Below are 25,079 nucleotides of genomic sequence, written 5' to 3'. Positions count from 1 at the left end.
CCGTGGCCCGCACCCCTCCGGGGGCCCGGCCCACGGGCATGTCCGGGGGTGTTCGGGGATGCCGCTTTTGCGGTGCGTACCGCTACCGGTACGGTCGGTCCCGCCGGGTGGTGATCGCCCGGTTGGCGCACCCCGCGCTCGGCGCGGCACACCGGAAGGGTCAGCGATGGCGATCGCGAAGGCAGAGCGGCTGATGAATCTCGCCCTGTGCCTGATGAACACCCGACGTCCGCTCTCCAAGAAGGAGCTGCGGGAGTCCATCGAGGCGTACCGCGAGGCCTGGCAGAACGGCAGCGAGGACGCCTTCAACCGGATGTTCGAGCGGGACAAGGACGACCTGCGCGAGCTCGGCCTGGTGATCGACGTCGACGAGAGCACCCTGGACGGCGAGCTCGGCTACCTGGCCCGCGCCGACCGCAACCGGCTGCCCGAGATCGCCCTCGACGCCGAGGAGGCGGCCGCGCTGACCCTGGCCGCCCGGGTCTGGCAGCAGGCCAAGATGTCCGGTGCGGCCAGCGGCGCCCTGCAGAAGCTGCGCGCGGCCGGGGTGCCGTTCGCCGAGGCCGAGGGCCGCACCGCCCTGGAGCCGCGCATCCCCGCCCGGGAGGCCGCGTTCGAGCCGCTGCTCACCGCCGCCCGGGACCGCCGTCCGGTCTCCTTCGAGTACCGCAAGGCCGGCGCCGCCGCCGCCGAGCAGCGCAGCGTCGAGCCGTGGGCGCTGGAGTGCTGGCGCGGGCACTGGTACCTGGCCGGGTACGACCGCGACCGCGGCGACGCCCGGGTGTTCCGGCTCAGCCGGATCACCGGCAAGGTGAAGGCGAGGTCCGGGGCGTTCCTCGGCACCGTGCCCGAGCACGTGGACGTCCGGGCCACCGTGGCGAAGTTCGCGGGGGAGGGGGCCACCGCCACCGCGACCGTCCGGGTCCGCCGGGGCGCCGGCTTCCCGCTGCGCACCAAGGCGCTGGGCAGCACCCGGGTGGACGAGGCCTGGGACGAGCTGGAGATCCCGTACGGCAACGGGCTGGGCGCGGACCTGGCCGAGTTCGGGCCGGACGTGCTGGTGCTCGGGCCGGAGGAGCTGCGGGCGGATGTGGTCGACCGGCTGCGGGCGGTCGCGGGTATCGAGGGAGAGCGGCCGTGAGTAATGCCATCGACCAGACGCGACGGATGCTGTCGCTGGTCACCTACCTGCGCGAGCGGCCCGGGGCCGAGGTCGCCGAGGTGGCCCGGGCGTTCGGGATCAGCGAGCGCGAGCTGATCGCGGACCTCAACGTGCTGCCGATGTGCGGCACCAGCTTCCGCGGCGGCGACCTGCTCGACATCGACACCGACGGCGAGCGGATCTGGTGGCACAACGTCGACGACGTGGCCCAGCCGCTGCGGCTGGCCGCCGACGAGGCGACCGCGCTGCTGGTGGCCGCCCGCGCGGTGGCCGGGCTGCCGGGCCTGCGGGCCGGGGACCGGGAGGCGCTCACCCGGGCCGTCGCCAAGATCGAGAACGCGGCCGGGGAGAGTGCCGAGGGCAGCGCCCGGGTCGGCGTGACCTTCGAGGCGGAGAGCCACGTGTTCGCCGACATCGACCGCGCGCTCAGCGAGGGCCGCCGGCTCTGGCTGCGCTACTACTCGCACGGGCGCGGCGGGATGACCGAGCGCGAGGTGGACCCGATCCGGCTGCTCACCGAGGGCCACACCTACCTCGAGGCCTGGTGCCGCACCTCCGAGGACCACCGGATGTTCCGGCTCGACCGGGTCGCCGAGATCCGCGTCCTGGACGTCCCGGCCGACCCGCCCCGGCGCGAGCCCCGCGACCTGAGCGGCGGGCTGGTCAACCCGGCGGCGGACGACCCCGAGGTGGTCGTCGAGGTCTCCTCCGGGGGGCGCTGGGTGGCCGAGTACTACACCCACGACCGGGCCGAGGAACTGCCCGACGGCGGGCTGCGGATCACCCTGCGCAGCGCCGACCCCTCCCAGCTGCGCCCGCTGGCGCTGCGGCTGGGCCGGGACGGCCGGATCGTCTCGCCGCCCGAACTGGCCGAGCAGGCGCGCTCGGCCGCGCGGGAGGCGCTGGCCGCCTACGGGGAGGGGCGGGCCTGAGCGGTGGAACCCGGGACCAGATTCAAGGTGTACTGCTCCGAGTGCCGGGAGAAGGTGGAGCTCCCGGCCGAGGACTTCCGCCTGACCCTCGGTCGCACCCCGGCCCAGGCGCACTACAGCTTCGGCTGCCCGCGGTGCGGTGCGGCGGTGCGCAAGCCGGCCGGGGAGAAGATCGTCGAGGCGCTCACCGGGGCCGGGGTGCGCACCATGCGGCTCGTCCCGGCGGAGGGGTGACCCCCGTATAGGGTGGGCGCATGTCCTGGATGCTCGTCGCCGCCGTCCTGCTCGCCACCGCGGGCCTGCTGGTCCTCGGGGTCCTCGCGATCCGGCTCTGGCTGGACGTGCGGGCGCTGGCCGAGGGCGTGGACCGGGCCTCGCGGGCGCTGGCCGCGGCGGCCGAGGACCTGGCGGACGCGATGCCGGCGGCGAACGCCCCGGCGGCGGAGCGGGTCCCGGCCGCCTAGCACGGCGCGGCTCCGGGTGGTACGGGGGCTGCTGCGCGCGGGTGGGGGCGGGTTACGCTCTCAGTTGGCTCCTGAACCGCGTACCGGGGGCCGCTGTCCTGTTCGGGCGGCCGTCGTCGTGGCGTCATCCGCAGCGGTTACCATCCGCAGCGGACGGCCCGTCGGGCCGCCATGACTGAAGGTGGTCGCGCATGCGCATCTCGCCGACCGCGATCGTGGTGATCGTGGTTCTCGCCATCCTGCTGTTCGGAGCCAAGCGGCTGCCCGACCTGGCGCGCTCGCTGGGCAAGTCGATGCGGATCCTGAAGAGCGAGGCCCAGGCGATGCGTTCGGACGGCCGGTCCGAGCAGTCGAGCCCGCCCGCCCGGGCAGCGGCCCCGGTCGACGGTGCCGCGGGCCGGACCATCCAGTCCGCTCCGGGCGCTTCGGCCACGGCCCGTCCGGTGAACGAGCCCGCCGCCGGGGCCTCCGCGCCCGACGGCGACCGCCCGCACTGAGCGCGGCGCACGTGAGGCAGCTGACGCACGCCGCGCGCACGACGTGCGGGAGGCGCGCGACCACGGAGGCCCGTCGACCGGCGGGCCCCGACGCACGAGTTGAGGACCGGGGTTGAGCAAGCTCTCCAAGGCGCCGAAGGCGTCAAAGGATCCTGAGGGGCGGATGGCCCTCGCCGACCACCTGCGGGAACTGCGCAACCGCGTGGTCAAGTCGGTCCTGGCGATCGTGCTGTTCGCGATCGTCGCGGCGATCTACCACAAGCAGATCGAGCACTTCCTGCTCCAGCCGCTGCCGCAGTGCAACACCAAGGTCGACGCGGACCAGTACCACGGGCGCTGCGCCCAGGTGTCCAACATCGGCCTCACCGCCGGTTTCAACTGGATGCTGAAGGTCGCGCTGACCGCGGGCGTGGTGGCGGCCGTCCCGGTCTGGCTGTACCAGGTGTGGGCCTTCGTGGCGCCCGGCCTGCACAGGAACGAGAAGAAGTACGCGGTCATCTTCATGGCGTGCGGCGCCCCGCTGTTCCTGGCGGGCGTGGCGGCCGCGATCATGGTCATGCCGACCATGGTCGAGATGCTGATCTCGTTCACTCCGAGCGACACCACGCCGATCCTGCCGCCCGAGGACTACTTCGACATCGCCACCCGGATGGTGCTGGTCTTCGGCCTCGCCTTCGAGTTCCCGCTGCTGCTGGTGATGCTCAACCTGGTCGGCATCGTGACCGGCAAGCGGCTGCTCAGCTGGTGGCGCGGGATGGTCATGGCGATCACCGTGTTCGCCGCGTTCGCCACTCCGGGCGCCGACCCGTTCAGCATGCTGCTGCTGTCGATGCCGATCTGGGCGCTGTACTTCATCGCGGTGGGGATCGCGCTCTTCAACGACAAGCGCAAGGCGCGCCGCAACCCGGACGCCGGGCTGGACGACGAGGAGGCCTCGCACGTGGACCTCTCGGTGCAGCCGGTGGCCGGTGCGGAGTCCGTCCGGGCCTCGGCGACCCCGGCGGCCGGTGCGTCGGTGCCGGCGTCCCGTCGCGAGGAGATGGACGACATCACCTGAGCCGGTAGGGCTTGAGGGAGCCCCGGTCCGCCGTTCTGCCGAGCGGTGGGCCGGGGCTCCCCGCCGTTCCGGCCTTTCCGCTGGTGGGGGTGGTCCCGGGTTTCGGCGGGGCGGTCTTGGCAGGTCGCATGGCATGTGACATATTACTGCCGTGCTGAAGACCGAGAGACCTCCCCTGGACGTCGTCGTGGTCGGCGCCGGTGTGGTCGGCGCCGCCTGCGCCTACTACGCCGCCCGCGCCGGGCTCGCCGTCGCCGTCGTGGACCGCGGCCCGGTGGCCGGTGGCACCACCGGCGCGGGCGAGGGCAACCTGCTGGTCTCCGACAAGGAGCCCGGCCCCGAACTCGACCTCGCCCTGCTCAGCACCCGGCTCTGGCGCGAACTCGCCGAGCGGCTCGGCCCCGCGATCGAGTACGAGCCCAAGGGCGGCGTGGTGGTCGCCTCCACCGCCGCCGGGCAGGACGCGCTGCGGGCCTTCGCCGCCGGGCAGCGGACCGTCGGGGTCGAGGCCGAGGAGGTGCCCGGCGAGCGGCTGCGCGAGCTGGAGCCGCACCTGGCCGAAGGCCTGGCCGGCGGCTTCCACTACCCGCAGGACGCCCAGGTCCAGCCCGCCCTGGCCGCCGCCCACCTGCTGCGCGAGGCCCGCCGGATGGGCGCCGAGCTGATCACCGGGGAGAGCGTCACCGCCGTCGACCGCGGCCCGGACGGCGCCGTGCGCGGCGTGCGGACCGACCGGCGGAGCCTGGCCGCCGCCGCCGTGGTGAACGCGGCCGGCACCTGGGGCGGCGAGATCGCCGCGCTGGCCGGAGTGCACCTGCCGGTGCTGCCCCGGCGCGGCTTCGTGCTGGTCACCGAGCCGCTGCCGCGGGTCGTGCGGCACAAGGTCTACGCCGCCGACTACGTGGCCAACGTGGCCAGCGGATCGGCCGGGCTGGAGACCTCCGCCGTGATCGAGGGCACCCCGGGCGGGCCGGTGCTGATCGGTGCCAGCCGGGAGCGGGTCGGCTTCGACCGCACGCTCTCCCAGGAGGTGCTGAGCCGGCTCGCCGCCCAGGCCGCCGCGCTGTTCCCGGTGCTCGCCGACGTCACCGTGATGCGCACCTACCGTGGCTTCCGCCCGTACCTGCCGGACCACCTGCCGGCCATCGGCGCGGACCCCCGGGTCCCCGGGCTCTACCACGCCTGCGGGCACGAGGGGGCCGGCATCGGGCTGGCCCCGGCGACCGGGCTGCTGATCAGCGAGCAGCTCACCGGCAAGCGGCCGGAGCTGGACCTCGCACCGTTCCGGGCGGACCGCTTCCCGGCCGGGTGAGCGCCGGCCCGCCATCGCCACACATGAGATTCCGTCCAGGATTGGAGAAGCCGCCGATGCGCCGCCGCACCCCCGCCGGGCTGGTCCAGGCCGAGCCCGGGCCCGCCCACCACATCGAGTTCGACGGGCGGCCCGTCCCCGCGCTGCCCGGGCAGTCGATCGCCGCCGCGCTCTGGGCCGACGGCGTGCTCGCCTGGCGCACCACCCGGGTCGGCGGCAAACCGCGCGGGGCGTTCTGCGGGATCGGCGCCTGCTTCGACTGCCTGGCCACCGTGGACGGCCGCCCCAACCAGCGCACCTGCCTGCTCCCCGCGGAGCCCGGCACCACCGTCACCACCCAGGAGGGCCACGGCCGTGCCGACCTCGCCGTCTGACGCCCACGACAGCCAGCCGTACGACCTCGTGGTGGTCGGCGCCGGCCCGGCCGGGCTGGCCGCCGCCGTCACCGCCGCCGACCTCGGGCTGCGCTGCGCCCTGCTGGACGGCGGGCGGAGCACCGGCGGGCAGTACTACCGCCACCCGGCGCCCGGCCTGGGCGCGGCGCGGCCGGACCGGCTGCACCACCACTGGTCCGCCTACACCGGCCGGGCCGACCGGCTCGACGCGTACGAGCGCGCCGGGCGGGCCGCCTTCCTGGCCGGGCACCAGGTCTGGGCCCTGGAGCGCACCGGGGACGGCTTCGCGGTGCACGTCACCCGCGGGCCGGAGAGCACCGACCGGGCCACCGTCCGGTCCCGGTCGGTGCTGCTCGCCACCGGAGCGTACGAGCGGCAGCTGCCGTTCCCCGGCTGGACCCTGCCCGGGGTCGTCACCGCGGGCGGCGCCCAGGCCATGCTCAAGGCCGGGCTGGTGCTGCCCGGGAAGCGGATCGTGGTGGCCGGCAGCGGCCCGCTGCTGCTCGCGGCCGCCTCCTCGCTGGTCACCGCCGGGGCCGAGGTGCCCGCCGTGGTCGAGGCGACCGCCTACCTCGGGTACGCGCGGCACCCCGGCGTGCTGGCGGGCGTGCCCGGCAAGCTGGTCGAGGGTGCCGGGCACGGCGGGGCGCTGCTGCGCCACGGCGTGCGGCTGCGCCCGCGCAGCGCGGTGGTCGAGGCGCACGGGACGGACCGGGTCACCGGCGTCACGGTGGCCCGGCTGGACGCCGACTGGCGGCCGGTGCCCGGCACCGGGCGGCGGATCGACTGCGACGCGCTCGCCGTCGGCCACGGCCTGCTGCCGCAGATCGACCTGGCCACCGAGCTGGGGGCGCGGACCGTGACCGGGCCGGACGGCGCGGTCGCGCTGGAGGTCGACGCCCGGCTGCGCACCAGCGTGCCCGGCCTCTGGTCCGCGGGGGAGACCAATGGCGTCGGCGGCGCGGACCTCGCGCTCGCCGAGGGCGAGCTGGCCGCGTACGCGGTGGCCGGGCAGCGGCCCGCGGCCGCGCTGATGCGCCGCCGCTCGCGGCTGCGGGCCTTCGCCGACCTGATGGCCGCCGCCCACCGGCCGGGCTCCGGCTGGACCGGCTGGCTGCGTCCGGACACCGACGTCTGCCGGTGCGAGGAGGTGCCGGTCGAGGCGATCCGGGAGGCCGTCGAGGACCTGGGCGCGGGCGATCCGCGCACCGTCAAGCTGCTCACCCGGGCCGGGATGGGCTGGTGCCAGGGCCGGATGTGCGGTCCGGCCGTGGCCTGCCTGGCCGGTTCGGGTGAGCCCGGGCCCGACCGCCGCCCGCTGGGCTGCCCGGTGCCGCTCTCCCAGCTGGCGGCGGGGCCCACCCCGGAGTCGTAACGGGCCCGCCGTCGAACGGCGGGCCGGGGACCTTGTCTCCGGCCCGTCCGCTCTTGTAAAATGTCACACCTCATCAAGGAGCTCATGTGTCCATCACCCAGCACGACACCAACCGTCCCTGGCGCGGCGTCATGGTCGCCACCACGCTCCCGCTGCGCCCGGACCACTCCGTCGACTACGACGCCTACGCCGAGCACGTCCGCTGGCTGATCGACTCCGGCTGCGAGGGCGTCGTCCCCAACGGCTCGCTGGGCGAGTACCAGACGCTCACCGCCGAGGAGCGCGCCAAGGTCGTCGAGGTCGCCGTCGAGGCGGCCGGCGACGGCTCCCGGGTCATGCCCGGCGTCGCCGCCTACGGCAGCGCCGAGTCCCGCCGCTGGGCCGAGCAGGCCGCCGAGGCCGGCGCCGGCTCCGTCCTGCTGCTGCCGCCGAACGCCTTCCGGGCCGACCACGCCTCGGTGCGCGCCCACTACGCCGAGGTCGCCAAGGCCGGCCTGCCGATCGTGGCGTACAACAACCCGATCGACACCAAGGTCGACCTGGTCCCCCCGCTGCTCGCCCAGCTGCACGCCGAGGGCTCGATCGTCGCGGTCAAGGAGTTCAGCGGCGACGTCCGCCGGGCGTACGAGATCGCCGAGCTGGCCCCCGGGCTGGACCTGCTGATCGGCGCCGACGACGTGCTGCTGGAGCTGGCGCTCGCCGGAGCGGTCGGCTGGATCGCCGGCTACCCGAACGCCCTGCCGGCCGCCTCGGTGGCGCTCTACGACGCCGCCGTCTCCAAGGACCTGGAGAGCGCGCTGCCGCTCTACAAGTCGCTGCACTCGCTGCTGCGCTGGGACTCCAAGACCGAGTTCGTCCAGGCCATCAAGCTCTCCATGGACATCGCCGGGCGCCCCGGCGGCCCGGTGCGCGCCCCGCGCCAGCCGCTCGTCCCGGAGATCGAGGCGGCCGTCCGCGCGGCCACCGAGAAGGCGCTGGCCGACGGCCTGGTCTGACACCGGCGCGAACCCGGGCCTCCGGGCCGGCTGCGGCGGCAGTCGGCCCGGCCCACCCCCCACCATCCGAACCTGTACGGGAGTTGTGACCCATGCGCAGCCGCCACGTGTTCCACGCCGTCGACTCGCACACCGAGGGCATGCCGACCCGGGTGATCACCGGCGGCTTCGGCGTCATCCCCGGCGCCACCATGGCCGAGCGCCGGGTGCACTTCCAGGAGCACCTGGACCACTTCCGCACCCTGCTGATGTACGAGCCGCGCGGCCACGCCGCGATGAGCGGCGCGATCCTCCAGCCGCCGACCCGGCCGGACGCCGACTTCGGCGTGCTCTACATCGAGGTCTCCGGACTGCTGCCGATGTGCGGGCACGGCACCATCGGGGTCGCCACCGTGCTGGTCGAGACCGGGATGGTCCCGGTGGTCGAGCCGGTCACCACCGTACGGCTGGACACCCCGGCCGGACTCGTGGTCGCCGAGGTGCACGTCGAGGACGGCGCCGCCAAGGCGGTGACCATCCGCAACGTGCCCTCCTACTCGGTCGCCCTGGACCGCAAGATCGAGGTGCCCGGCTACGGCACGGTGACCTACGACCTCGCGTACGGCGGCAACTTCTACGCCATCCTGCCGCTCGCCGAGTTCGGGCTGCCCTTCGAGCGCGAGCGCAAGCAGGAGATCCTGGACGCCGGCCTGGCGATGATGGACGCGATCAACGCGAGCCCGGACCGGCCGGTGCACCCGGAGAACCCGTCCATCCACAGCTGCCACCACGTCCAGCTGCTCGCCCCCGGCTCCACCGCCGAGCACTCCCGGCACGCGATGGCCATCCACCCCGGCTGGTTCGACCGCTCGCCCTGCGGCACCGGCACCTCGGCGCGGATGGCCCAGCTGCACGCGCGCGGCGAACTGCCCCTCGGGCGGGACTTCCGCAACGATTCCTTCATCGGAACCACCTTCACCGGGCGGCTGGTCGAGGAGACCGAGGTGGCCGGGCGGCCCGCGGTGGTGCCCACCGTCACCGGGCGGGCCTGGGTCACCGGCACCGCCCAGTACTTCCTCGACCCGAGCGACCCGTTCCCGGCGGGCTTCCTGCTCTGACCCCTCCTACCTCCTTCGTTCCCCGTACCTCCCTCGAAGGGCTGCTGGCTGTGACCATCACCTCGTACAACCCCGCCGACCCCGCCGACCTCGTGGTCGCCGTCGAGGAGCCCGGCGCCGAGGCCGTGCGGGCCGCCGTCGGGCGGGCCCGGGCGGCGCAGGGCGACTGGCTCGCCGCCGGAGCGGGCGCCCGGTCGGCGGCGCTCGGCCGGATCGCGGACGCCGTGGAGGCGCACGCCCACGAGCTGGCCGCGCTGATCGTGCGCGAGGTCGGCAAGCCGCTGGCCGAGGCGCTCGGCGAGGTCGCCCGCACGGCGGCGATCTGGCGCTACTACGCGCAGGCGCCGTACGCGCCCTCCGGGGCGGTGCACGAGACCGCCGCCGGCCCCGGGCTGCTGCTCACCCGGCGCCGCCCCTACGGGGTCGCCGGGCTGATCGCGCCGTGGAACTTCCCGCTGGCGATCCCGACCTGGAAGGCCGCGCCGGCCCTCGCCGTCGGCAACGCGGTGGTGCTGAAGCCGGCGCCCGAGGCGACGGCCTGCGCGCTGCGGCTGGCCGAGCTGGCCGGGCTGCCCGAGGACGTGTTCACGGTGCTGCCCGGCGGGGCCGAGGAGGGCGCGGCGCTGGTGGAGACCGCGGACGTGATCTCCTTCACCGGCTCGACCGGCGTCGGCCGGGCCGTGGTGCGGGCCGCGACCGAGCGCGGGGTGCCGGTGCAGGCCGAACTCGGCGGGCTGAACGCCGCGCTGGTGCTGCCGGACGCCGACATCGCGCAGGCCGCCGGGCACATCGCCGCGGCCATCGCCGGGTACGCGGGGCAGAAGTGCACCGCCACCAGCCGGGTGATCGCGGTCGGCGCCGCCCACGAGCCGCTGCGCGAGGCGCTGGTCAAGGCGCTGGCGGCGGTCGACGACGCGGTCTGCGGACCGGTGATCAACGCCGCCGCCCGGGAGCGGCTGACCGGCGCCGTCTCCTCGGCCGTCGAGGCCGGGGCGAGCGTGCTCACCGGCGGCCGGGTGCCCGAGCGGGACGGCTGGTACGTCGAGCCGACCCTGCTCGCCGAGGTGCCGGCCGAACACCCGCTGGCCCGCGAGGAGTTCTTCGGCCCGATCGCCGTGCTGCACGCCGCGGCCGACCTGGACGAGGCCATCGCGCTCGCCAACGACACCCCGCACAGCCTCTCCACCTCGGTGCACACCCGCAGCCTGGACGTGGCGTTGGCCGCCGCCGACCGGCTGGACGCGGGCATGATCCGGGTCAACGCCCCGTCCAGCGGCGTCGACTTCCACCTGCCCTTCGGCGGAGCCAAGGGCGCCAGCCACGGCGAGCGCGAGCAGGGCCAGGCGGCCCTGGACTTCTACACCGTCAGCCGGACCGTCAGCGTGCTGCCGGGAGGTGGCGCCTGATGTTCGTCCGCACCGTCGACTACCACACGGCCGGTGAGCCGTTCCGGATCGTGCTGGACGGCGTCCCGCCGATCCCCGGCGACACCGTCGCCGAACGCCGGGCCATCGCGCTCGGCGCGGGCGGCAGCGCGACCGCGCCCCGGCCCAGCGCGCTGGACGACATCCGGCAGCTGCTCGTCCAGGAGCCGCGCGGGCACGCCGGGATGTACGGCGGCTTCCTGGTGCCGCCGGACGACGACGAGGCGCACCTGGGCGTGCTGTTCTGGCACAAGGACGGCTACTCCACCGCCTGCGGGCACGGCACCATCGCGCTCGGCGCCTGGGCCGTGGACTCCGGCCTGGTGCCCGCCCCCGCGGACGGCGTGGCACGGGTGCGGATCGACGTGCCGTCCGGCCGGGTCACCGCCCTGGTGCACCGGGCCGGCGGACACACCACCGGGGTGACCTTCCGCAACGTGCCCAGCCGGGTGACCGCGCTGAAGCTGCCGGTGGAGACCTCGCTCGGCACCGTGGAGGTCGCCGTGGCGCACTCCGGCGCCTGCTACGCCTCGGTGTCCGCGGCCGCCCTCGGGCTCGCCGTGGAACCGGAGCAGCTGCCCGAACTCACCGCCGTGGGGCGGGAGATCAGGGCCGCGCTGGCCGGCGCCGAGGCGGTCGCGCACCCGACGGACGCCCGGCTCTCGGGTGTGTACGGCGTGGTGCTGTACGACGAACTCCCCTCGGTGGACGGGGTGCTGAACCAGCGGAACGTCACCGTCTTCGCCGACGGCCAGATCGACCGCTCGCCCTGCGGCTCCGGCACCTCCGCCCGGCTGGCGGTGCTCGCCGCCGAGGGGCGGCTGGCCCCCGGCGAGCCGCTGCGGCACGAGTCGATCATCGGGACGGTCTTCTCCGGCCGCTTCCTGCCGGGCGGCGACCCGCAGGGCGAGGGCGTGGTCACCGAGGTCGGCGGGGCGGCCTTCCGCACCGGCGAGCACGGCTTCGTCCTGGAGCCGGACGACGAGCTGGGAGCGGGGTTCCTGCTGTGAGCCGGACATCCGAGAGCAGGGCCGTCGAGAGCCGGACATCCGAGAGCCGGACCGCTGTGGTTCCGGGCGACCCGAGCCCGACCGCACTGCCCGGTACGGCGGTTGTGCCGCTCCAGTACGCCGTGGCGGGCACCGGCGGAGTCGGGCCCGCCGGTGCGGTGGGGGCGATCGAGCGGGTGCTGCTGGACGGGTTCGACCCGGAGGCGGCACCCGCCCGATCCGCCGTACCGGTGCCCGCCGGGGAACTGCTGATGATGCCGGCCGCCGCCGGGCCGTACGCGGGCGTGAAGATCGCCGGTGTCGCGCCGGCCAACCCGGAGCGGGGGCTGCCCCGGATCACCGGCAGCTACCTGCTGCTGGACGGGCCCACCCTGCAGCCGCTCGCCCTGCTGGACGGTGCCGCGCTCACCGCGCTGCGCACGCCCGCCGTCACCGCGGCCGCGCTGCGGCGGCTGGCGGTGCCGGAGGCCGAGCACCTGGTGCTGTTCGGCTCCGGGCCGCAGGCGTACGGGCACCTGGACGCCCTGCTCGCCGTCCGGCCGCTGCGCCGGCTCACCGTGGTGGCGCGCAACGCCGACCGGGCGCAGGCGCTGGCGGCGTACGGGCGGGAGCTCGGGCTGACGGCCGAGGTCGGCGGTCCGCGGGCGGTCCGCGAGGCGGACCTGGTGGTCTGCTGCACCACCGCGCGCACGCCGCTGTTCGACGGCGCGCTGGTGCCCGCGCACGCGGCGGTGGCCGCGGTGGGCTCGCACGAGCCGGACGCGCGGGAGGTCGACGAGCTGCTGGTCCAGCGGGCCGAGCTGTACGTGGAGGCGCGCACGGTCGCGGGCCGGGAGGCCGGGGACCTGCTGATGGCGGGTGTGGCCGGGCGGCAGCTGTGGAACCTCTCCGAGCTGGTGCGCGGCGACGCGCTGGTGCCGGACGGGCGGCCGCGGTTCTTCAAGAGCGTCGGGATGGCCTGGCAGGACCTGGCCGTCGCGGCGGAGGTGTACCGGGCCGCGTCCTAGCGGTTCAGTCGCCGAGGAACATGAGCCAACTGCCCGGGGTGGCGGCGCAGTTGGCGAGTAGGTTGCGCAGGTCGCGGACGGCCGCCCGCTGCTCCCCGGTGGTGCAGCGGGCGAGCAGCGCGGTGGCCTCCTCGAAGGCGGCGCCGGCGTCCTGCTCGTTGAACAGCGTGTCGCCGTACGGGTCGATCCGGCCGAGCCGGTGGTCGGACGGGCGGGCGTGCGCGGCCAGGGCGTCGGCGAGACCGGCGCCGTGGCCGGTGGACAGGTGCAGCAGGTTCGGGCTGGTGCGGCGGCCGTTGTTCGGGCGGCCGTCGTACAGCGCGGCTTCGATCGACAAGTGCGTTACTCCTGGCCGTGGTTGGGAGTTGTGAAACCGGAGTCGGCGCAGCGGGAAGGGATCCCCCGCTGCGCCGGCTCCTCACGTTTTCCGGCCGTCTCCCGGGCTTCTCGGGCCCGTCTTTCGGCTCGTCCTTCGGCCCGTCTTTCGGGCAGGCGGCCCGGTGCCGCGGGTCAGGCCCGGTCGTCGGCGTAGGCGGTGAGCAGGCGGGCCAGGTGCTTGCCGGTGACCAGCAGCGGCTGTTCGCTGCGGGCGACCTGGGCGGCGAGCTCGGCGCCCTCCAGGGTGCTGATCACGGTGCCGGCCAGCTCGCGGGCGTCCTGCTCGCCGATGCCGGCGGCGAGCAGCCGTTCCGCCACGACGGCCCGCCAGTTGGCGAAGGCCTCGGTCACCGCCTCCTCGATCACCGGCACCCGGCCGACCGTCTCCAGGGCCGTGCTGGTGATCGGGCAGCCGTCCTGCCAGTCGGACTCGCGCAGTTCCGTGGCGAGCATCCGGGTGCAGGAGGTCATCGCCTCGCCCAGGTCCGGCGAGGAGCCGAGCCCGGCGCGCAGCAGGACGGCGAACTCCTCGTCCCCGTGCCGGATCGCCTCGGCGGCCAACTCCTGCTTGCCGCCCGGGAAGAAGTGGTAGACGGAGCCGAGGGTGGCCTCGGCCTCGCGGGAGATCTGCTTGATCCCGGTGCCCTCGTACCCCTGGCGCTGCAGCAGCCGGGAGGTGGCCCGGACGATCCGCTCGCGGGTGCCGGGCTTCGCTTCGGCCTTCGCGTTCGTCTTCGAGCTCGTCCTCGCGCTCGTTCTCGCGTCGGCTCTCTCGGGCGTGTTCACGCCGCGATCCTAGCCGAGATTCTGGGTAGAGCGTTCGTTCCAGTCCTGTGCTAGCGTCGGCCCGGCGCTCTGGATAGAGCGTTCGTTCCAGAGGAGGGGAAGCGCATGTCCGTGGAGCAGCAGGCGCGGCGATCAGTGACGGTGATCGGGCTCGGCCCGATGGGGCGGGCCATGGCCGGGGCGTTCCTGGACGCCGGGTACGCCGTCACGGTGTGGAACCGCACCGCCGGGCGGGCCGACGCGCTCGTCGCCCGGGGTGCGCGGGCCGCATCCGACGCCGAGGCGGCGGTGGCGGCGAACGACCTGGTGGTGCTCAGCCTCACCGACTACGACGCGGTGTTCGAGGTGCTGCAGTCGGTCGAGCCGGCGCTGCGGGGGAGGACGATCGTGAACCTCGGCTCGGACACTCCCGGGCGGGCCCGCGAGGCCGCCCGCTGGCTGGCCGAACGCGGCGCCGGCCACCTGACCGGCGGGGTGCAGGTGCCGCCGTCGGGCATCGGCAGCCCCGAGTCGTCCACCTTCTACAGCGGCCCGGTCGAGCTGTTCCGGCGGCACCGGGCCGCCCTGGAGGTGCTCACCGGGGCCGACTACCGGGGCGACGACCCCGGGCTGGCGCAGCTGTACTACCAGATCCAGATGGACCTGTTCTGGTCCTCGATGGTCGGCTACCTGCACGCCACGGCGATCGCCGAGGCCAACGGCATCTCGGCCGAGGAGTTCCGGCCGTACGCCCTGCCCACCGCCTCGCTGGTGCCGCGGATGATCGAGTTCTACGCGCCGCGGATCACCGCCGGGGACCACCGCGGGGACGTCGACCGGCTGGCGATGGCGCTCGCGAGCATCGAGCACGTCCGGGACACCGCGGAGGCCTCCGGGGTGGACGGCGCCCTGCCGGCCGTCCTCGCGGAGGCGGTCCGGCGGGGCGTGGCGGCCGGCGAGGGTGCGGCCAGTCTGAGCAGCCTGGTGGGCCGGTTCCGTCGGGCGTAGCCCTCCGTGCGGACCCGAAGATCGTGTGCCGTCGGCCGTTGTCACGGCCGACGGCCGCTGCCACCATGGCATTCGGCGTCACGGAGGGCCGGCCCGGCGGGCCGGTGACGGGTGTTCGAATCACCAGCTGTCGCGTACGCAACGTAACGTGACATTGTACGCTGGTGTTCTGCACCCACCCGGAGGAACACCATGGCCGACCTCAAATCCCGCACCCTGATCTCCGTACAGGAGCGGCTTCGCGACCAGGTCGCCCACGCACTCCGGGCGGCCCTGATCTCCGGCGAACTGCGCCCCGGCGTGGTCTACTCCGCACCCGCGCTCGCCGCCGACTTCGGGGTCTCCGCGACCCCGGTCCGCGAGGCCATGCTCGACCTCGCCCGCGAGGGCCTCGTCGAGGCCGTCCGCAACAAGGGCTTCCGCGTCACCGAGCTGACCGACCGCGACCTCGACGACTTCACCGAGATCCGCGCCCTGATCGAGGTCCCGACCGTCGGCCGGGTGGCGCGCACCGCCACCAAGGATCAGCTGGAACGGCTGCGCCCGCAGGCCGAGGCGATCGTCGCGGCGGCCCGCAAGCACGACCTGATCGGCTACCTGGAGGCCGACCGCCAGTTCCACCTGGACGTGCTGGGGCTGGCCGGCAACTCCCGCCTGGTCGAGGTCGTCGGCGACCTGCGCAAGCGCTCGCGGCTCTACGGCCTCAACCGGCTCGACGAGCGCGGCGAGCTGGTCTCCTCGGCCGAGGAGCACCTGGAGCTGCTGGACCTGATGCTCGCCGGGGACTCGGCCGGCGCCGAGGCCTGCATGACCCGCCACCTCAGCCACGTCCGCTCGCTGTGGGCCGGCGGCGAGAAGCCCGCCGAGCCGGAGGCCTCGGCCCTGCGACTCGGGGCCCGCCGGAGCTGAACCACTCGTTCGGGTGAGGACTGAGGATCGGGCGCCGGGAGGCGTCCGAGTTCTACGATGATGCTCTCGACATCGGCAGCCAGGAGGAATTCCATGTCCGCCGCAGCAGTGGAAGAGCCCATGGAGCAGCCGACGCTGCTCGAAGCCGCTGAGCTGATCTCCGGGCAGTTCCCCGGCTACCGGGTCGAGATCGTCGGGAGCCAGATCGCCGTGACGCCGCCGCCGAATGCTTCGCACAGCAAGTCGCTGAGCCGCCTGATGCGTGTCCTGTTCGAGGCCGGCCTCGACGGAGGCGGGACCGATGTCCTTCAGGGCGTTGGAATCTGGCTGCCGGACGGGCCATCCGACTATGCGGTTCCCGACCTGGCTGTTGTCGATGCCGACATCGACGATCACCTGATCGAGTACAACTGCTACGACCCGGCGGTCTTCCGGCTCGTTCTGGAAGTCACTTCGTCCAACTACAGCGATGACTTGAAGAAGAAGCCCTTTGTCTATGCGTCGGCGGGGGTGCCGGTCTACGTGATCGTGGACCGGATGAACCAGCGCGTGATGGTGCTGACCGAACCCGACGACGGCGAGTACCGGGTGCACGCCGTCCACCACCCCGGGCAGTCCTTCACCCTGCCGGAGTCGATCGGAGCGTCGGTGACGCTCTCGGTGGACGACGTGCTGACGGCCAAGAAGTAGGTCAGAGCGCCGCCGCGGGCAGGGTCAGCCGGCCGTCGTGGACCTCGGCGACCTGGTCGACGGCCGTCAGGTGGGTGCGGTCGTGGGTGACCAGGACGGTCGCGGTGGCCCGGCGGTGGGTGAGGTCGGTGATCAGGTCCAGGACGGCGGCGCCGCGCTCGTGGTCGAGGGCGCTGGTCGGTTCGTCCACCAGTAGGACGGTGGGGTCGTTCATCAGCGCGCGGGCGATGTTGACCCGCTGGCGCTGGCCGCCGGACAGCTGGTGCGGGCGGCGGGCGGCCTGGTCGCGCAGGCCGACGGCGTCCAGGAGTTCCAGGGCCCGGGGCAGGGCGGTGCGCGGGGCGCGGCCGTCCAGGTGGGCCATCACCTGCAGCTGCTCCACCGCGGTGAGCGAGGGCAGCAGATTGGGCTGCTGGAAGACGATCCCGATCCTGGTGCGGCGCAGCGCGGTGAGTTCCGCCCGGTCGAGGCCCGCGGTGTCGGTGCCGTCGATGACGACCTGCCCGGAGTCCGGGGTGATCAGGGTGGCGGCGACCGCCAGCAGGCTGGACTTGCCGGAGCCGGAGGGGCCGACGACGGCGGTGAGCGAGCCCTTGGGGACGGTCAGCGAGACCTCGTCCAGGGCCGTGAGCCGGCCGTCGCCGTCCGGGTAGGTCAGGGTGATGCGGTCGAGGGTCAAGCTCATCGGGCGCTCCCCAGGGCGGTCAGCGGGTCGACGGAGGTGATCCGGCGGATGGACAGGGCCGCGCCGATCGCGCCGAGGGCGATCATGACGGCGGCGGGCAGCAGGACGGTCGGGGCGTCCAGGACGAAGGGGACGGCGGAGCCGATCAGCGCGCCGAAGCCGGCCGCGACCGCGGTGCCCAGCAGGGTGCCGAGCACCAGCAGCAGGACGGCCTGGCCGAGGGCGTCGCGCAGCAGGTAGCGGGTGGAGGCGCCGAGGGCCTTGAGCACGGCGATGTCGCCGCTGCGCTGGATCGTCCAGACCGTGAAGAACGCGCCGATCACCAGGGCGGAGATGGCGAACAGGAAGCCGCGCATCAGCTGGAGGGAGCCGTTCTCCGAGGTGTAGGAGCCGATCGCGGTGAGGGCGTCGTCGCGGGTGCGGGTCTCGGTGCCGTGGCGGGCGTCGGCGGCGGCCAGGTCGGCGCCCTTCGCCGTGGTGAGGGCGATGACGGTGGCGTGGCCGGTGCCGCCGGGGGCGGCCTGCTGCCAGTCGCCGAGGGAGGTCCAGATCACCGGGGTGTGGCTGTACGCGGCGTCGCCCTGGACGGCGGCGACCCGCAGCGGGTGGCCGCCGAGGGTGAACTCGGCGCCGGGGGCGAGGCCGCCCAGGTTCTCGGCGGCGGTCCTGGACAGCACGGCCTGGCCGGGGGCGATCCGGGTGCCCTGCGGGGCGAGCCCGGAGTCCTCCGGGACGCCGAAGGCGGAGAGCGCGGCGGTGCGCTGCCCGGCGGCGGCCTTGGTGGTGGTGATGCCGAGCGGCTGGGCGGAGGTGACGCCGGGCTCGCGGGCCCAGCCCTGCCACTGGTCGGGGGTGACCTGGGAATCGGTGAAGGAGAGCTTCTGCCCGTCGGCCGGCTTGCCGAAGACCAGGTGGTCGGCGGGCAGGCCGGTGATCGCGGAGATGTTCTGCCGGCCGAGCCCGGCGGTCAGCCCGGACAGCAGGCCGACCAGTACGGTGATCAGCACGATGACGGTCCCCATCAAGGCGAACCGCCCCTTGGCGAACCTCAGGTCCCTCCAGGCGACGAACACGGTGAACCTTCCTCTGCACAGGTGTTTTCGACTCTTCCACCGTCCCGGACGGAGGGGCCCCGGGGCATCGCGCCGGGGATTGCATCCTGGGCATCAAAGGGAATAGGCCGAGTTCAACCTTTTGATTGATGCCGGACGCCGGCGCGGAACTTAGGCTGGACGGATGGCGACCGAACGATCCAGAACCACCCCCGTCGCCCGCGTCCTCCAGGTCTGCCTGCACCTGCTCGTTGCGGGCCTGCTCGCGCTCGCCGTCGCCCGGGCCGTCTTCGTCGACCGGGGCGGCGACCCCGCCGCCGTCGCCGCCGCGGCCACCGCGATGGCCGCCGTCTACACCGTCGGGCCGCAGCTGGCCGCCGTGCGCCGCTCGCGCCGGGCGGCGGCACTCTGGCTGGTGCTGCTCGGCGCCACCTGGGCGGGCGTGCTGATCGCCACCCAGGACGGGGTCTGGCTGGCGTTCCCGCTGTACTTCCTGGAACTGCACCTGCTGGGGCGGCGCGGCGGGCTCGTCGCCGTCGGGCTGACCGCCGCCGCGTCGATCGCCGCCTGGTCCTGGCACCAGCACAGCTTCAGCTTCGCCGCCTCGATCGGGCCCGCGCTCGGCGCGGCCGTCGCCACCGCCACCGTGCTCGGCTACCAGGCGCTGTACCGGGAGAGCGAGGAACGCCGCCGGCTGATCGACGAACTGACCGCCGCCCGCGCCGACCTCGCCGCCGCGCACCACGCGGCCGGGGTGCTGGCCGAGCGGGAGCGGCTCGCCCGGGAGATCCACGACACCCTCGCGCAGAGCCTCAGCTCCATCCAGCTGCTGCTGCGGGCGGCCCAGCGGGCCCTGCCGGAGCGCACCGAGGCCGCCGCCGGGTACGTCGAGCAGGCGCGGCAGGCAGCCCAGGACAACCTGGACGAGGCCCGCAGGTTCGTCCGGGCGCTCACCCCGCCCGCGCTGGACGGCGACCCGCTGCCGGTCGCGCTGGAGCGGCTGTGCGCGACGACGACGGCGCACGGCACGCTGCCCGTCCACCTGCACGTCTTCGGCGACCCGGTCCGGCTGCCGGCCGCGCAGGAGGTCGCGCTGCTGCGGATCGCGCAGTCGGCGCTCGGCAACACCGTCCGGCACGCGGGCGCCTCGCGGGCCGACGTGACGCTCAGCTACATGGAGGGCGAAGTGGCACTGGACGTGTACGACGACGGCGCCGGGTTCGACCCGGCGGTGGTGGCGGCCGGCCGCCCCGACGGGGACGGCGGGTTCGGGCTGCCCTCGATGCGGGCCCGGGCGCGGGCGCTCGGCGGCCGCTTCACGGTGGAGTCGGCGCCCGGGCAGGGCACCACGGTGGCGGTGCAGCTGCCCGTCACCCCGGAGGCCGGCCCGTGATCAGGCTGCTCATCGCGGACGACCACCCGGTGGTGCGGGCCGGGCTGCGGGCGGTGCTGGAGTGCGAGCCGGACTTCGCCATCGTGGCGGAGGCGGCCACCGCCGAGCGGGCCGTCGAACTGGCGGCGGAACCGGGCGTGGACGTGGTGCTGATGGACCTCCAGTTCGGGCCGGGCTCGGCGATGAACGGGGCGCAGGCCACCGCGGCGATCACCGCCCGGGCGGGCGCGCCGCGGGTCCTGGTGGTCACCACGTACGACACCGACGCGGACACCCTGCCGGCCCTGGAGGCGGGCGCCACCGGCTACCTGCTGAAGGACGCCCCGCCGGAGGAGCTCGCCCAGGCGGTACGGGCCGCCGCGGCCGGGCGCAGCGCGCTGGCGCCCAGCGTCGCGGACCGGCTGCTGGAGCGGATGCGGACGCCGGCGGCGGCGCTCAGCGCCCGGGAGACCGAGGTGCTGGGGCTGGTCGCGGACGGGCTGACCAACCAGCAGGTGAGCCAGCGGCTGCACCTGAGCCAGGCCACGGTGAAGTCCCATCTGGTGCACATCTACACCAAGTTGGGCGTGGACTCGCGCACGGCGGCGGTGCGCGAGGCACGGCGGCGGGGGCTGATCCGCCGAGCGTAGGGTGGGGGTGTTCCGTACCCGCAGCAGTGTGAGGAGCGCCCGATGACCGTCCGGCTCGACGAGCTCGCCGTCCCCGTGATCGCCGCCCCGATGGCGGGCGGCCCCTCGACGCCCGCACTGGTCGCGGCGGTGAACCGGGCCGGTGGGCTGGGCTTCCTGGCCGCCGGGATGAGGACCGCCGCCGGGATGTCCGAGCAGATCGCCGCGGTGCGGGCGTCGACCGACCGGCCGTACGGGGTGAACCTCTTCGTGCCGGGCACGCCCGGGGACCGGGCGGCCGTCGCCGCCTACCGGGAGCGGCTGCGGCCCGAGGCCGAGCGGTGGGGCGTGACGCTGCCGGAGGAGGACGGGCCGGACCGGGACGACTGGGAGGCCAAGCTGGCCGCGCTGCTCGCGGACCCGGTGCCGGTGGTCTCGTACACCTTCGGGCTGCCGACGGCCGAGGAGGCGGCGGCGCTGCGGGCGGCCGGGACGACCCAGATCGGCACCGTCACCACGCCGGAGGAGGCGCGGGCGGCGCAGGCGGTCGGGATGGACGCGCTGTGCGTGCAGGGCCCGGAGGCGGGCGGCCACCGCGGCACCCACCGGGTGACGGACGAGCCGGGGGAGCTGCCGCTTCTCGACCTGCTGGCCGCCGTGCGGGAGGTGACGGCGCTACCGCTGATCGCCGCGGGCGGGCTCGGCGACGGCCCGGCCGTCGCGGCGGCCCTGCGGGCGGGAGCGGTGGCGGTGCAGCTGGGCACGGCCCTGCTGCGGTCGGACGAGTCCGGGGCCGCGGCCGCCCACCGGGCCGCGCTCGTCGAGCTGCCGGAGACGGTCGTCACCCGCGCCTTCACCGGCCGCCCGGCCCGCGGCCTGCGCAACGCCTTCATCGACCGCCACGGCTCGTACGCCCCGCCCGCCTACCCCGAGGTCAACCGCCTCACCACCCCCCTGCGCGCCGCCGCCGCCCGCCGCGGCGACACGGCCGCCATGCACCTCTGGGCCGGCACCGCCCACCGCCTGGCCCGCACGGGGCCTGCGGAGCAGATCGTCGCGGAGCTGTGGCAGGCGGCGCGGGGGTAGGGCGTCGGGGGCGCGCAGGACTCGGCGTGTTGTCCCTCGCAGGGGTGGATTGAGCGGGAATTCGCGGGGCGTAGTTGGACCGAGGTGCGAGCCGAGGTCGTGAAGCGGTTTCCCGAGCTGGTGACGCCGGAGGCGGAGACGAGGCGGGCGCAGGTCCGCCAGGAGATGCTTGCTCAGATTCGGGGGCATGAGCTGGCCGAGATGCGGAAGTCGGCCAACCTCACCCAGAAGGAGGTGGCGGCGCTGATGGGCGTGAGTCAGGCGCGGGTGTCGCAGATCGAGCACGGGCAGGTGGACAGCCTGGACAACCTGCGGGCGTATTCGGCGGCGATCGGCGGCGAGGTCGAGGTGACGATTCGGCGAGGGGAGCGGACGATCAAGGTGGCTTGATCGTCCGCTGCCTCCTCAGGACAGCAGGTCCGCCATCCAGGATTCGACGTCGGTGGCGGTGCGGGGGAGGGCGCCGGACATCAGGTGGGCGCCGTCGGCGGTGATGACCAGGTCGTCCTCGATGCGGATGCCGAGGCCGCGGAGTTCGGCGGGTAGGGTCTCGTCGTCGGGCTGGAGGTAGAGGCCGGGCTCGACGGTGAGCACCATGCCCTCCTCCAGGGTGCCGTCGAGGTAGCGGTCGGCGCGGGACTTGGCGCAGTCGTGGTAGTCGAGGCCGAGCATGTGGCCGCTGCCGCAGAGGGTGTAGCGGCGGTAGAGGCCGTTGTCCTCGGCGAGGGCCTCCTCGGCGGAGACGGGCAGGACGCCCCAGTCGGCGAGGCCTTCGGCGATGACCCGCATGGCGGCGCGGTGGAAGTCGCGGAACCGGGCCCCCGGGCGCAGTGTGGCGATGCCGGCGCTCTGGGCGGCGAGGACGAGGTCGTAGGCCTGGCGCTGGACCGGGGTGAAGGTGCCGCTGAGCGGGAGGGTGCGGGTGATGTCGGCGGCGTAGAGGGTGTCGGTCTCGACGCCGGCGTCCAGGAGGAGCAGGGAGTTCGGGTCGAGGGCGCCGTCGTTGCGGATCCAGTGCAGCACGCAGGCGTGGGCGCCGGAGGCGGCGATGGTGGTGTAGGAGGTGCCGTTGCCCTCGGCGCGGGCGCGCAGGTCGAAGACGCCCTCGATCCAGCGCTCGCCGCGGTGGTGGCGCAGTGCGGTGGGCAGGGCGCGGACGACGTCCTCGAAGCCGGTGGTGGTGTGGTCGACGGCCAGTTGCAGCTGTCCGATCTCCCATTCGTCCTTGACCAGGCGCAACTCGGAGAGGACGGCGGCCAGTTCGCTGTCCCGGTGGTCGCCGTTCGGGCGCCCGGTGGCCTCGTCGACCAGCGGGTCGGTGCCGGCCAGCACCCGGGTGGGCGGCTGGGGGCCGGTGAGCAGTTTGCCGAGGTCGTCGAGGTGTTCGGTGCGCACCCCGGTGAGCTGTGCCGCCTCGGCGAGGTCGGGCCGGGCGCCGACCCAGAACTCGCCGTAGCGGCGGTCGCGGTAGAACTCGCCGCCGTCGCGGGGGGAGCGGGGGCGCAGGTAGAGCACCGGCTCGTGGCCCTCGGGGCCGGCCGGTTCGAGGACGAGGACGTGGTCGGCCTGGTCCTCGCCGGTGAGGCCGGTGAGCCAGACGTACGCGCTGTGCGGGCGGAAGCGGTAGTCGAGGTCGTTGCAGCGGACCTTGAGCCGGCCGGCCGGGACGATCAGCCGCTCGCCGGGGAAGGCGGCGGAGAGCCGGGCGCGGCGGCCGGGGAAGCGGTCGTGGCCGGGGACGCGCAGGTCGGTGGGAATGGGGGTGGCGGCCCACCGGGTGCCCATGAACGAGGCGAGGGCGGGGGAGACCGGGAGGTCGTGGCTCCCGGTGTTGAGGCCGGTCGGGGGAAGGGTCACCGGTGAACTCCTTGGTGGGGCTGGGGAGATGCCTGGCACGGACACAGCTCGGTAACGGGAGCCGTCACCTCTTGTGCAGTGCAATTTCACATTACTATGTTACGGGTCACACAGCGCAGCGGCCAGATCCGGCGGATCGGGCCCCCCACAGCGGAGTTGCACATGACCAGGCGCACCCACGCCGCCCTCGCGGCGGCCCTCGCGGCGACCCTCACCCTCGGCCTCGGGGCCTGCTCCAACGACAAGAGTGACAGCGGCAGCGACGCCGCCCCCTCCGACGGCAAGGGCCCGGGCGCCGCGTCCGGCTCGGTCATCGGCGGCACCCCCGTCAAGGGCGGCACCCTCACCGTCCTGACCAACCAGGACTTCGCCCACCTCGACCCGGCCCGCAGCTGGGTGGTGCCGCACATGGACTTCGGCACCCGGCTGCTCTACCGGACCCTGACCACCTTCAAGGCCGAGCCGGGCGCGGCGGGCAGCGAGATCGTCCCGGACCTCGCCACCGACCTGGGCAAGTCCTCCGAGGGCGGCAAGGTGTGGACCTTCACCCTCAAGGACGGCCTCAAGTACGAGGACGGCACGCCGATCAAGTCCGCCGACATCAAGTACAACGTCGAGCGGTCCTACTCCCCGGACCTCACCGGCGGCCCCGACTACGCGATCCAGTACCTGGCCGGCGGCGAGAACTACAAGGGCCCGCTGAACGGCGAGCACCTGGCGAGCATCGAGACCCCGGACGACAGGACGATCGTCTTCCACCTGAAGCGCCCGGTCGCCGAGTTCTCCTCCACCGTCTCGCTGCCGACCTTCTCCCCGGTGCCGCAGTCCCAGGAGAAGGGCACCCAGTACGACGCCCGGCCGTTCTCCTCCGGTCCGTACAAGATCGAGACCTACGACCGCGGCAAGCAGCTGGTGCTGGTCCGCAACACCAACTGGGACCCGGCCACCGACACCGTCCGCAAGGCCTACCCGGACAAGGTCGTGGTCACCCAGGGCATCAAGGGCGGCCAGGCCGACGACCGGATCATCGCCAGCGACGGCGCCGACGCCAACGCGATCAACATGCCGTGGATGGCGCACGAGACCGTCGCCAAGGTGCTGCCCAAGCCGGACGTCAAGGCCCGGATGGCCGCCGAGGTCACCGGCTGCACCGACATGCTGTACATGAACACCGCCAAGGCCCCCTTCGACGACCCGAAGGTGCGCGAGGCGATGATGTGGGCGGTCGACCGCGAGGGGCAGGTGACGGCCTTCGGCGGCCCGGCGATGGCCGACGTGGCGACCTCCTACCTGCCGCCCTCGCTGACCGGCGGCGTCAAGTCCGACCCGCTGAAGGTCCCGGCGGCCGGCGACCCGGAGAAGGCCAAGAAGCTGCTCCAGGAGGCGGGCAAGAGCGACCTCAAGGTCTCGCTCACCGTCTCGCTCGGCGACAAGAGCCGTGCCGAGGCGATCCAGCAGTCGCTGTCCAAGGCCGGCGTCCAGGTCACCATCAACACCACCGACCCGTCCGCCTTCCAGGACACCGTCGGCGACATCAAGAACGCCCCCGACCTGACCATCAGCGGCTGGTGTCCCGACTACCCCTCCGGTGCGACCTTCCTGCCGTTCCAGTTCGACGGCCGCACCATCAAGGAGAAGGGCAACCAGGGCAACCTGAGCCAGTTCAAGGACCAGGCCACGATGGACCGGATGGACCAGATCGCGGCCATGACGGACGTCAGCGAGGCCAACAAGGCCTGGCAGCAGCTGGACCAGGACCTGGCGAAGAAGGCCCCGGCCGTCCCGCTGATCTGGCAGCGCCGCCCCCTGCTGGTCGGCACCAACGTGGCCGGCGCCTTCGGCAACTCGGGCTTCGCCGGGATGCTCGACCTGGGTGCCATCGGCCTCAAGGACCCCGCCAAGGGCAAGTGAGGGGCCGGCA

At 74.3% G+C, this 25,079-nt stretch carries 27 protein-coding genes; 22 read left to right on the top strand and 5 right to left on the bottom strand.

Translation table 11 applies throughout. The features are described 5' to 3' along the window. The first annotated feature begins 166 nt into the window (after nt 1–166). The 14 genes from ACFVGO_RS09835 to ACFVGO_RS09770 all read left to right on the top strand — a co-directional run bounded on the left by ACFVGO_RS09835 (nt 167) and on the right by ACFVGO_RS09770 (nt 12,727). Entirely contained in the window at nt 167–1,141 is a 975-nt protein-coding gene (locus ACFVGO_RS09835) for a WYL domain-containing protein (RefSeq protein WP_359901160.1), read from the top strand. Nucleotides 1,142–1,167: 26 nt separating this feature from the next. Further along, entirely contained in the window at nt 1,168–2,094 is a 927-nt protein-coding gene (locus tag ACFVGO_RS09830) for a WYL domain-containing protein (protein WP_359901265.1), read from the top strand. A gap of 27 nt (nt 2,095–2,121) precedes the next feature. Beyond that, nucleotides 2,122–2,328 carry a hypothetical protein gene (locus ACFVGO_RS09825; protein WP_375876040.1) on the top strand — a complete coding sequence of 69 codons (207 nt, stop codon included), beginning with the start codon at nt 2,122–2,124 and terminating at the stop codon, nt 2,326–2,328. Between the two features lie 20 nt (nt 2,329–2,348). Next, entirely contained in the window at nt 2,349–2,558 is a 210-nt protein-coding gene (locus ACFVGO_RS09820) for a hypothetical protein (RefSeq protein ID WP_359901157.1), read from the top strand. 191 nt (nt 2,559–2,749) lie between these two features. Beyond that, complete coding sequence (tatA, locus tag ACFVGO_RS09815) at nt 2,750–3,055, top strand: Sec-independent protein translocase subunit TatA (RefSeq protein ID WP_359901154.1); 306 nt, start codon at nt 2,750–2,752, stop codon at nt 3,053–3,055. A 163-nt stretch (nt 3,056–3,218) separates the two neighbouring features. After that, nucleotides 3,219–4,112, top strand: a complete 894-nt coding sequence (gene tatC / locus ACFVGO_RS09810) for a twin-arginine translocase subunit TatC (protein ID WP_380352911.1) — start codon at nt 3,219–3,221, stop codon at nt 4,110–4,112. A 151-nt stretch (nt 4,113–4,263) separates the two neighbouring features. Continuing rightward, nucleotides 4,264–5,424 (top strand): FAD-dependent oxidoreductase, encoded by a 1,161-nt coding sequence (locus ACFVGO_RS09805; RefSeq protein ID WP_359901148.1) that lies wholly within the window; start codon nt 4,264–4,266, stop codon nt 5,422–5,424. Nucleotides 5,425–5,480: 56 nt separating this feature from the next. Continuing rightward, the gene (locus tag ACFVGO_RS09800) at nt 5,481–5,798 is read left to right on the top strand and encodes a (2Fe-2S)-binding protein (RefSeq protein ID WP_359901145.1); all 318 of its coding nucleotides are present in this window, start codon (nt 5,481–5,483) and stop codon (nt 5,796–5,798) included. Beyond that, nucleotides 5,779–7,194, top strand: coding sequence for an NAD(P)/FAD-dependent oxidoreductase (locus ACFVGO_RS09795; protein WP_380631288.1), 1,416 nt, complete (start codon nt 5,779–5,781; stop codon nt 7,192–7,194). Before ACFVGO_RS09800 ends, ACFVGO_RS09795 begins: the two co-directional genes overlap by 20 nt. A gap of 131 nt (nt 7,195–7,325) precedes the next feature. Next, the gene (locus ACFVGO_RS09790; RefSeq protein ID WP_380352909.1) at nt 7,326–8,189 is read left to right on the top strand and encodes a dihydrodipicolinate synthase family protein; all 864 of its coding nucleotides are present in this window, start codon (nt 7,326–7,328) and stop codon (nt 8,187–8,189) included. 92 nt (nt 8,190–8,281) lie between these two features. Next, nucleotides 8,282–9,286: a proline racemase family protein gene (locus tag ACFVGO_RS09785; RefSeq protein ID WP_380352898.1), complete on the top strand. Its 1,005-nt coding sequence runs from the start codon at nt 8,282–8,284 to the stop codon at nt 9,284–9,286. 50 nt (nt 9,287–9,336) lie between these two features. Next, on the top strand, nt 9,337–10,692 hold the full coding sequence (locus ACFVGO_RS09780) for an aldehyde dehydrogenase family protein (protein WP_359901134.1): 1,356 nt from the start codon (nt 9,337–9,339) through the stop codon (nt 10,690–10,692). Further along, nucleotides 10,692–11,720, top strand: coding sequence for a proline racemase family protein (locus ACFVGO_RS09775; RefSeq protein ID WP_359901131.1), 1,029 nt, complete (start codon nt 10,692–10,694; stop codon nt 11,718–11,720). Before ACFVGO_RS09780 ends, ACFVGO_RS09775 begins: the two co-directional genes overlap by 1 nt. A gap of 104 nt (nt 11,721–11,824) precedes the next feature. Then, nucleotides 11,825–12,727, top strand: a complete 903-nt coding sequence (locus tag ACFVGO_RS09770; RefSeq protein WP_380631285.1) for an ornithine cyclodeaminase family protein — start codon at nt 11,825–11,827, stop codon at nt 12,725–12,727. A 4-nt stretch (nt 12,728–12,731) separates the two neighbouring features. Here the strand turns inward: ACFVGO_RS09770 and ACFVGO_RS09765 are convergent, their stop codons facing one another. Together ACFVGO_RS09765 and ACFVGO_RS09760 are read right to left on the bottom strand one after the other, a co-directional pair. After that, entirely contained in the window at nt 12,732–13,064 is a 333-nt protein-coding gene (locus tag ACFVGO_RS09765) for a hypothetical protein (protein ID WP_380352894.1), read from the bottom strand. 173 nt (nt 13,065–13,237) lie between these two features. After that, nucleotides 13,238–13,795 carry a TetR/AcrR family transcriptional regulator gene (locus tag ACFVGO_RS09760; RefSeq protein WP_359901262.1) on the bottom strand — a complete coding sequence of 186 codons (558 nt, stop codon included), beginning with the start codon at nt 13,793–13,795 and terminating at the stop codon, nt 13,238–13,240. Between the two features lie 201 nt (nt 13,796–13,996). On the opposite strand from ACFVGO_RS09760, the gene ACFVGO_RS09755 reads away from it, so the two are divergent. From ACFVGO_RS09755 to ACFVGO_RS09745, 3 genes are all read left to right on the top strand, one after another. After that, complete coding sequence (locus ACFVGO_RS09755; RefSeq protein ID WP_359901123.1) at nt 13,997–14,878, top strand: NAD(P)-binding domain-containing protein; 882 nt, start codon at nt 13,997–13,999, stop codon at nt 14,876–14,878. A gap of 192 nt (nt 14,879–15,070) precedes the next feature. Further along, complete coding sequence (locus ACFVGO_RS09750) at nt 15,071–15,787, top strand: GntR family transcriptional regulator (protein WP_359901120.1); 717 nt, start codon at nt 15,071–15,073, stop codon at nt 15,785–15,787. Nucleotides 15,788–15,880: 93 nt separating this feature from the next. Then, nucleotides 15,881–16,477: a Uma2 family endonuclease gene (locus tag ACFVGO_RS09745; RefSeq protein WP_380631283.1), complete on the top strand. Its 597-nt coding sequence runs from the start codon at nt 15,881–15,883 to the stop codon at nt 16,475–16,477. Between the two features lies 1 nt (nt 16,478). On the opposite strand, the gene ACFVGO_RS09740 is transcribed toward ACFVGO_RS09745, so the two are convergent. Continuing rightward, nucleotides 16,479–17,162 (bottom strand): ABC transporter ATP-binding protein, encoded by a 684-nt coding sequence (locus ACFVGO_RS09740; RefSeq protein ID WP_359901114.1) that lies wholly within the window; start codon nt 17,160–17,162, stop codon nt 16,479–16,481. Continuing rightward, nucleotides 17,159–18,235 carry an ABC transporter permease gene (locus tag ACFVGO_RS09735; protein WP_359901111.1) on the bottom strand — a complete coding sequence of 359 codons (1,077 nt, stop codon included), beginning with the start codon at nt 18,233–18,235 and terminating at the stop codon, nt 17,159–17,161. The genes ACFVGO_RS09740 and ACFVGO_RS09735 overlap by 4 nt, the downstream gene beginning before the upstream one ends. A 163-nt stretch (nt 18,236–18,398) precedes the next feature. Between ACFVGO_RS09735 and ACFVGO_RS09730 the strand changes: the two genes are divergently transcribed. From ACFVGO_RS09730 to ACFVGO_RS09715, 4 genes are all read left to right on the top strand, one after another. Continuing rightward, a complete protein-coding gene (locus tag ACFVGO_RS09730) occupies nt 18,399–19,607 on the top strand; it encodes a sensor histidine kinase (protein ID WP_359901109.1) in 1,209 nt (402 codons plus the stop codon). Then, entirely contained in the window at nt 19,604–20,236 is a 633-nt protein-coding gene (locus tag ACFVGO_RS09725; protein WP_359901106.1) for a response regulator transcription factor, read from the top strand. The genes ACFVGO_RS09730 and ACFVGO_RS09725 overlap by 4 nt, the downstream gene beginning before the upstream one ends. A 42-nt stretch (nt 20,237–20,278) precedes the next feature. Beyond that, complete coding sequence (locus ACFVGO_RS09720; RefSeq protein WP_380631281.1) at nt 20,279–21,301, top strand: nitronate monooxygenase; 1,023 nt, start codon at nt 20,279–20,281, stop codon at nt 21,299–21,301. A 99-nt stretch (nt 21,302–21,400) separates the two neighbouring features. Continuing rightward, nucleotides 21,401–21,691: a helix-turn-helix transcriptional regulator gene (locus tag ACFVGO_RS09715; RefSeq protein WP_359901100.1), complete on the top strand. Its 291-nt coding sequence runs from the start codon at nt 21,401–21,403 to the stop codon at nt 21,689–21,691. Between the two features lie 15 nt (nt 21,692–21,706). On the opposite strand, the gene ACFVGO_RS09710 is transcribed toward ACFVGO_RS09715, so the two are convergent. Beyond that, entirely contained in the window at nt 21,707–23,158 is a 1,452-nt protein-coding gene (locus tag ACFVGO_RS09710) for an aminopeptidase P family protein (RefSeq protein WP_359901097.1), read from the bottom strand. 162 nt (nt 23,159–23,320) lie between these two features. Here ACFVGO_RS09710 and ACFVGO_RS09705 point away from each other — a divergent pair, with 162 nt between their 5' ends. Then, nucleotides 23,321–25,069: an ABC transporter substrate-binding protein gene (locus tag ACFVGO_RS09705; RefSeq protein WP_359901094.1), complete on the top strand. Its 1,749-nt coding sequence runs from the start codon at nt 23,321–23,323 to the stop codon at nt 25,067–25,069. The last annotated feature ends 10 nt before the right edge of the window (nt 25,070–25,079 follow it).

The sequence above is a fragment of the Kitasatospora sp. NPDC057738 genome, assembly GCF_042798815.1.
GTDB classification, from domain to species: Bacteria; Actinomycetota; Actinomycetes; order Streptomycetales; family Streptomycetaceae; genus Kitasatospora; species Kitasatospora lactacystinica.
Note: the sequence above shows the minus strand (reverse complement) of the source record. Positions and strands in the feature narration are given on the sequence as shown.

What these genes read in the sequence shown, in the direction of transcription:
- ACFVGO_RS09800 (WP_359901145.1), top strand. Translation starts at nt 5,481, where the DNA reads ATGCGCCGCCGCACCCCCGCCGGGCTGGTCCAGGCCGAGCCCGGGCCC.
- ACFVGO_RS09755 (WP_359901123.1), top strand. Translation starts at nt 13,997, where the DNA reads ATGTCCGTGGAGCAGCAGGCGCGGCGATCAGTGACGGTGATCGGGCTC.
- ACFVGO_RS09740 (WP_359901114.1), bottom strand. Translation starts at nt 17,162, where the DNA reads ATGAGCTTGACCCTCGACCGCATCACCCTGACCTACCCGGACGGCGAC.
- ACFVGO_RS09750 (WP_359901120.1), top strand. Translation starts at nt 15,071, where the DNA reads ATGGCCGACCTCAAATCCCGCACCCTGATCTCCGTACAGGAGCGGCTT.
- ACFVGO_RS09790 (WP_380352909.1), top strand. Translation starts at nt 7,326, where the DNA reads ATGGTCGCCACCACGCTCCCGCTGCGCCCGGACCACTCCGTCGACTAC.
- ACFVGO_RS09730 (WP_359901109.1), top strand. Translation starts at nt 18,399, where the DNA reads ATGGCGACCGAACGATCCAGAACCACCCCCGTCGCCCGCGTCCTCCAG.
- tatA (WP_359901154.1), top strand. Translation starts at nt 2,750, where the DNA reads ATGCGCATCTCGCCGACCGCGATCGTGGTGATCGTGGTTCTCGCCATC.
- ACFVGO_RS09830 (WP_359901265.1), top strand. Translation starts at nt 1,168, where the DNA reads ATGCTGTCGCTGGTCACCTACCTGCGCGAGCGGCCCGGGGCCGAGGTC.
- ACFVGO_RS09720 (WP_380631281.1), top strand. Translation starts at nt 20,279, where the DNA reads ATGACCGTCCGGCTCGACGAGCTCGCCGTCCCCGTGATCGCCGCCCCG.
- ACFVGO_RS09705 (WP_359901094.1), top strand. Translation starts at nt 23,321, where the DNA reads ATGACCAGGCGCACCCACGCCGCCCTCGCGGCGGCCCTCGCGGCGACC.
- ACFVGO_RS09835 (WP_359901160.1), top strand. Translation starts at nt 167, where the DNA reads ATGGCGATCGCGAAGGCAGAGCGGCTGATGAATCTCGCCCTGTGCCTG.
- ACFVGO_RS09775 (WP_359901131.1), top strand. Translation starts at nt 10,692, where the DNA reads ATGTTCGTCCGCACCGTCGACTACCACACGGCCGGTGAGCCGTTCCGG.
- ACFVGO_RS09745 (WP_380631283.1), top strand. Translation starts at nt 15,881, where the DNA reads ATGTCCGCCGCAGCAGTGGAAGAGCCCATGGAGCAGCCGACGCTGCTC.
- ACFVGO_RS09820 (WP_359901157.1), top strand. Translation starts at nt 2,349, where the DNA reads ATGTCCTGGATGCTCGTCGCCGCCGTCCTGCTCGCCACCGCGGGCCTG.
- tatC (WP_380352911.1), top strand. Translation starts at nt 3,219, where the DNA reads ATGGCCCTCGCCGACCACCTGCGGGAACTGCGCAACCGCGTGGTCAAG.
- ACFVGO_RS09785 (WP_380352898.1), top strand. Translation starts at nt 8,282, where the DNA reads ATGCGCAGCCGCCACGTGTTCCACGCCGTCGACTCGCACACCGAGGGC.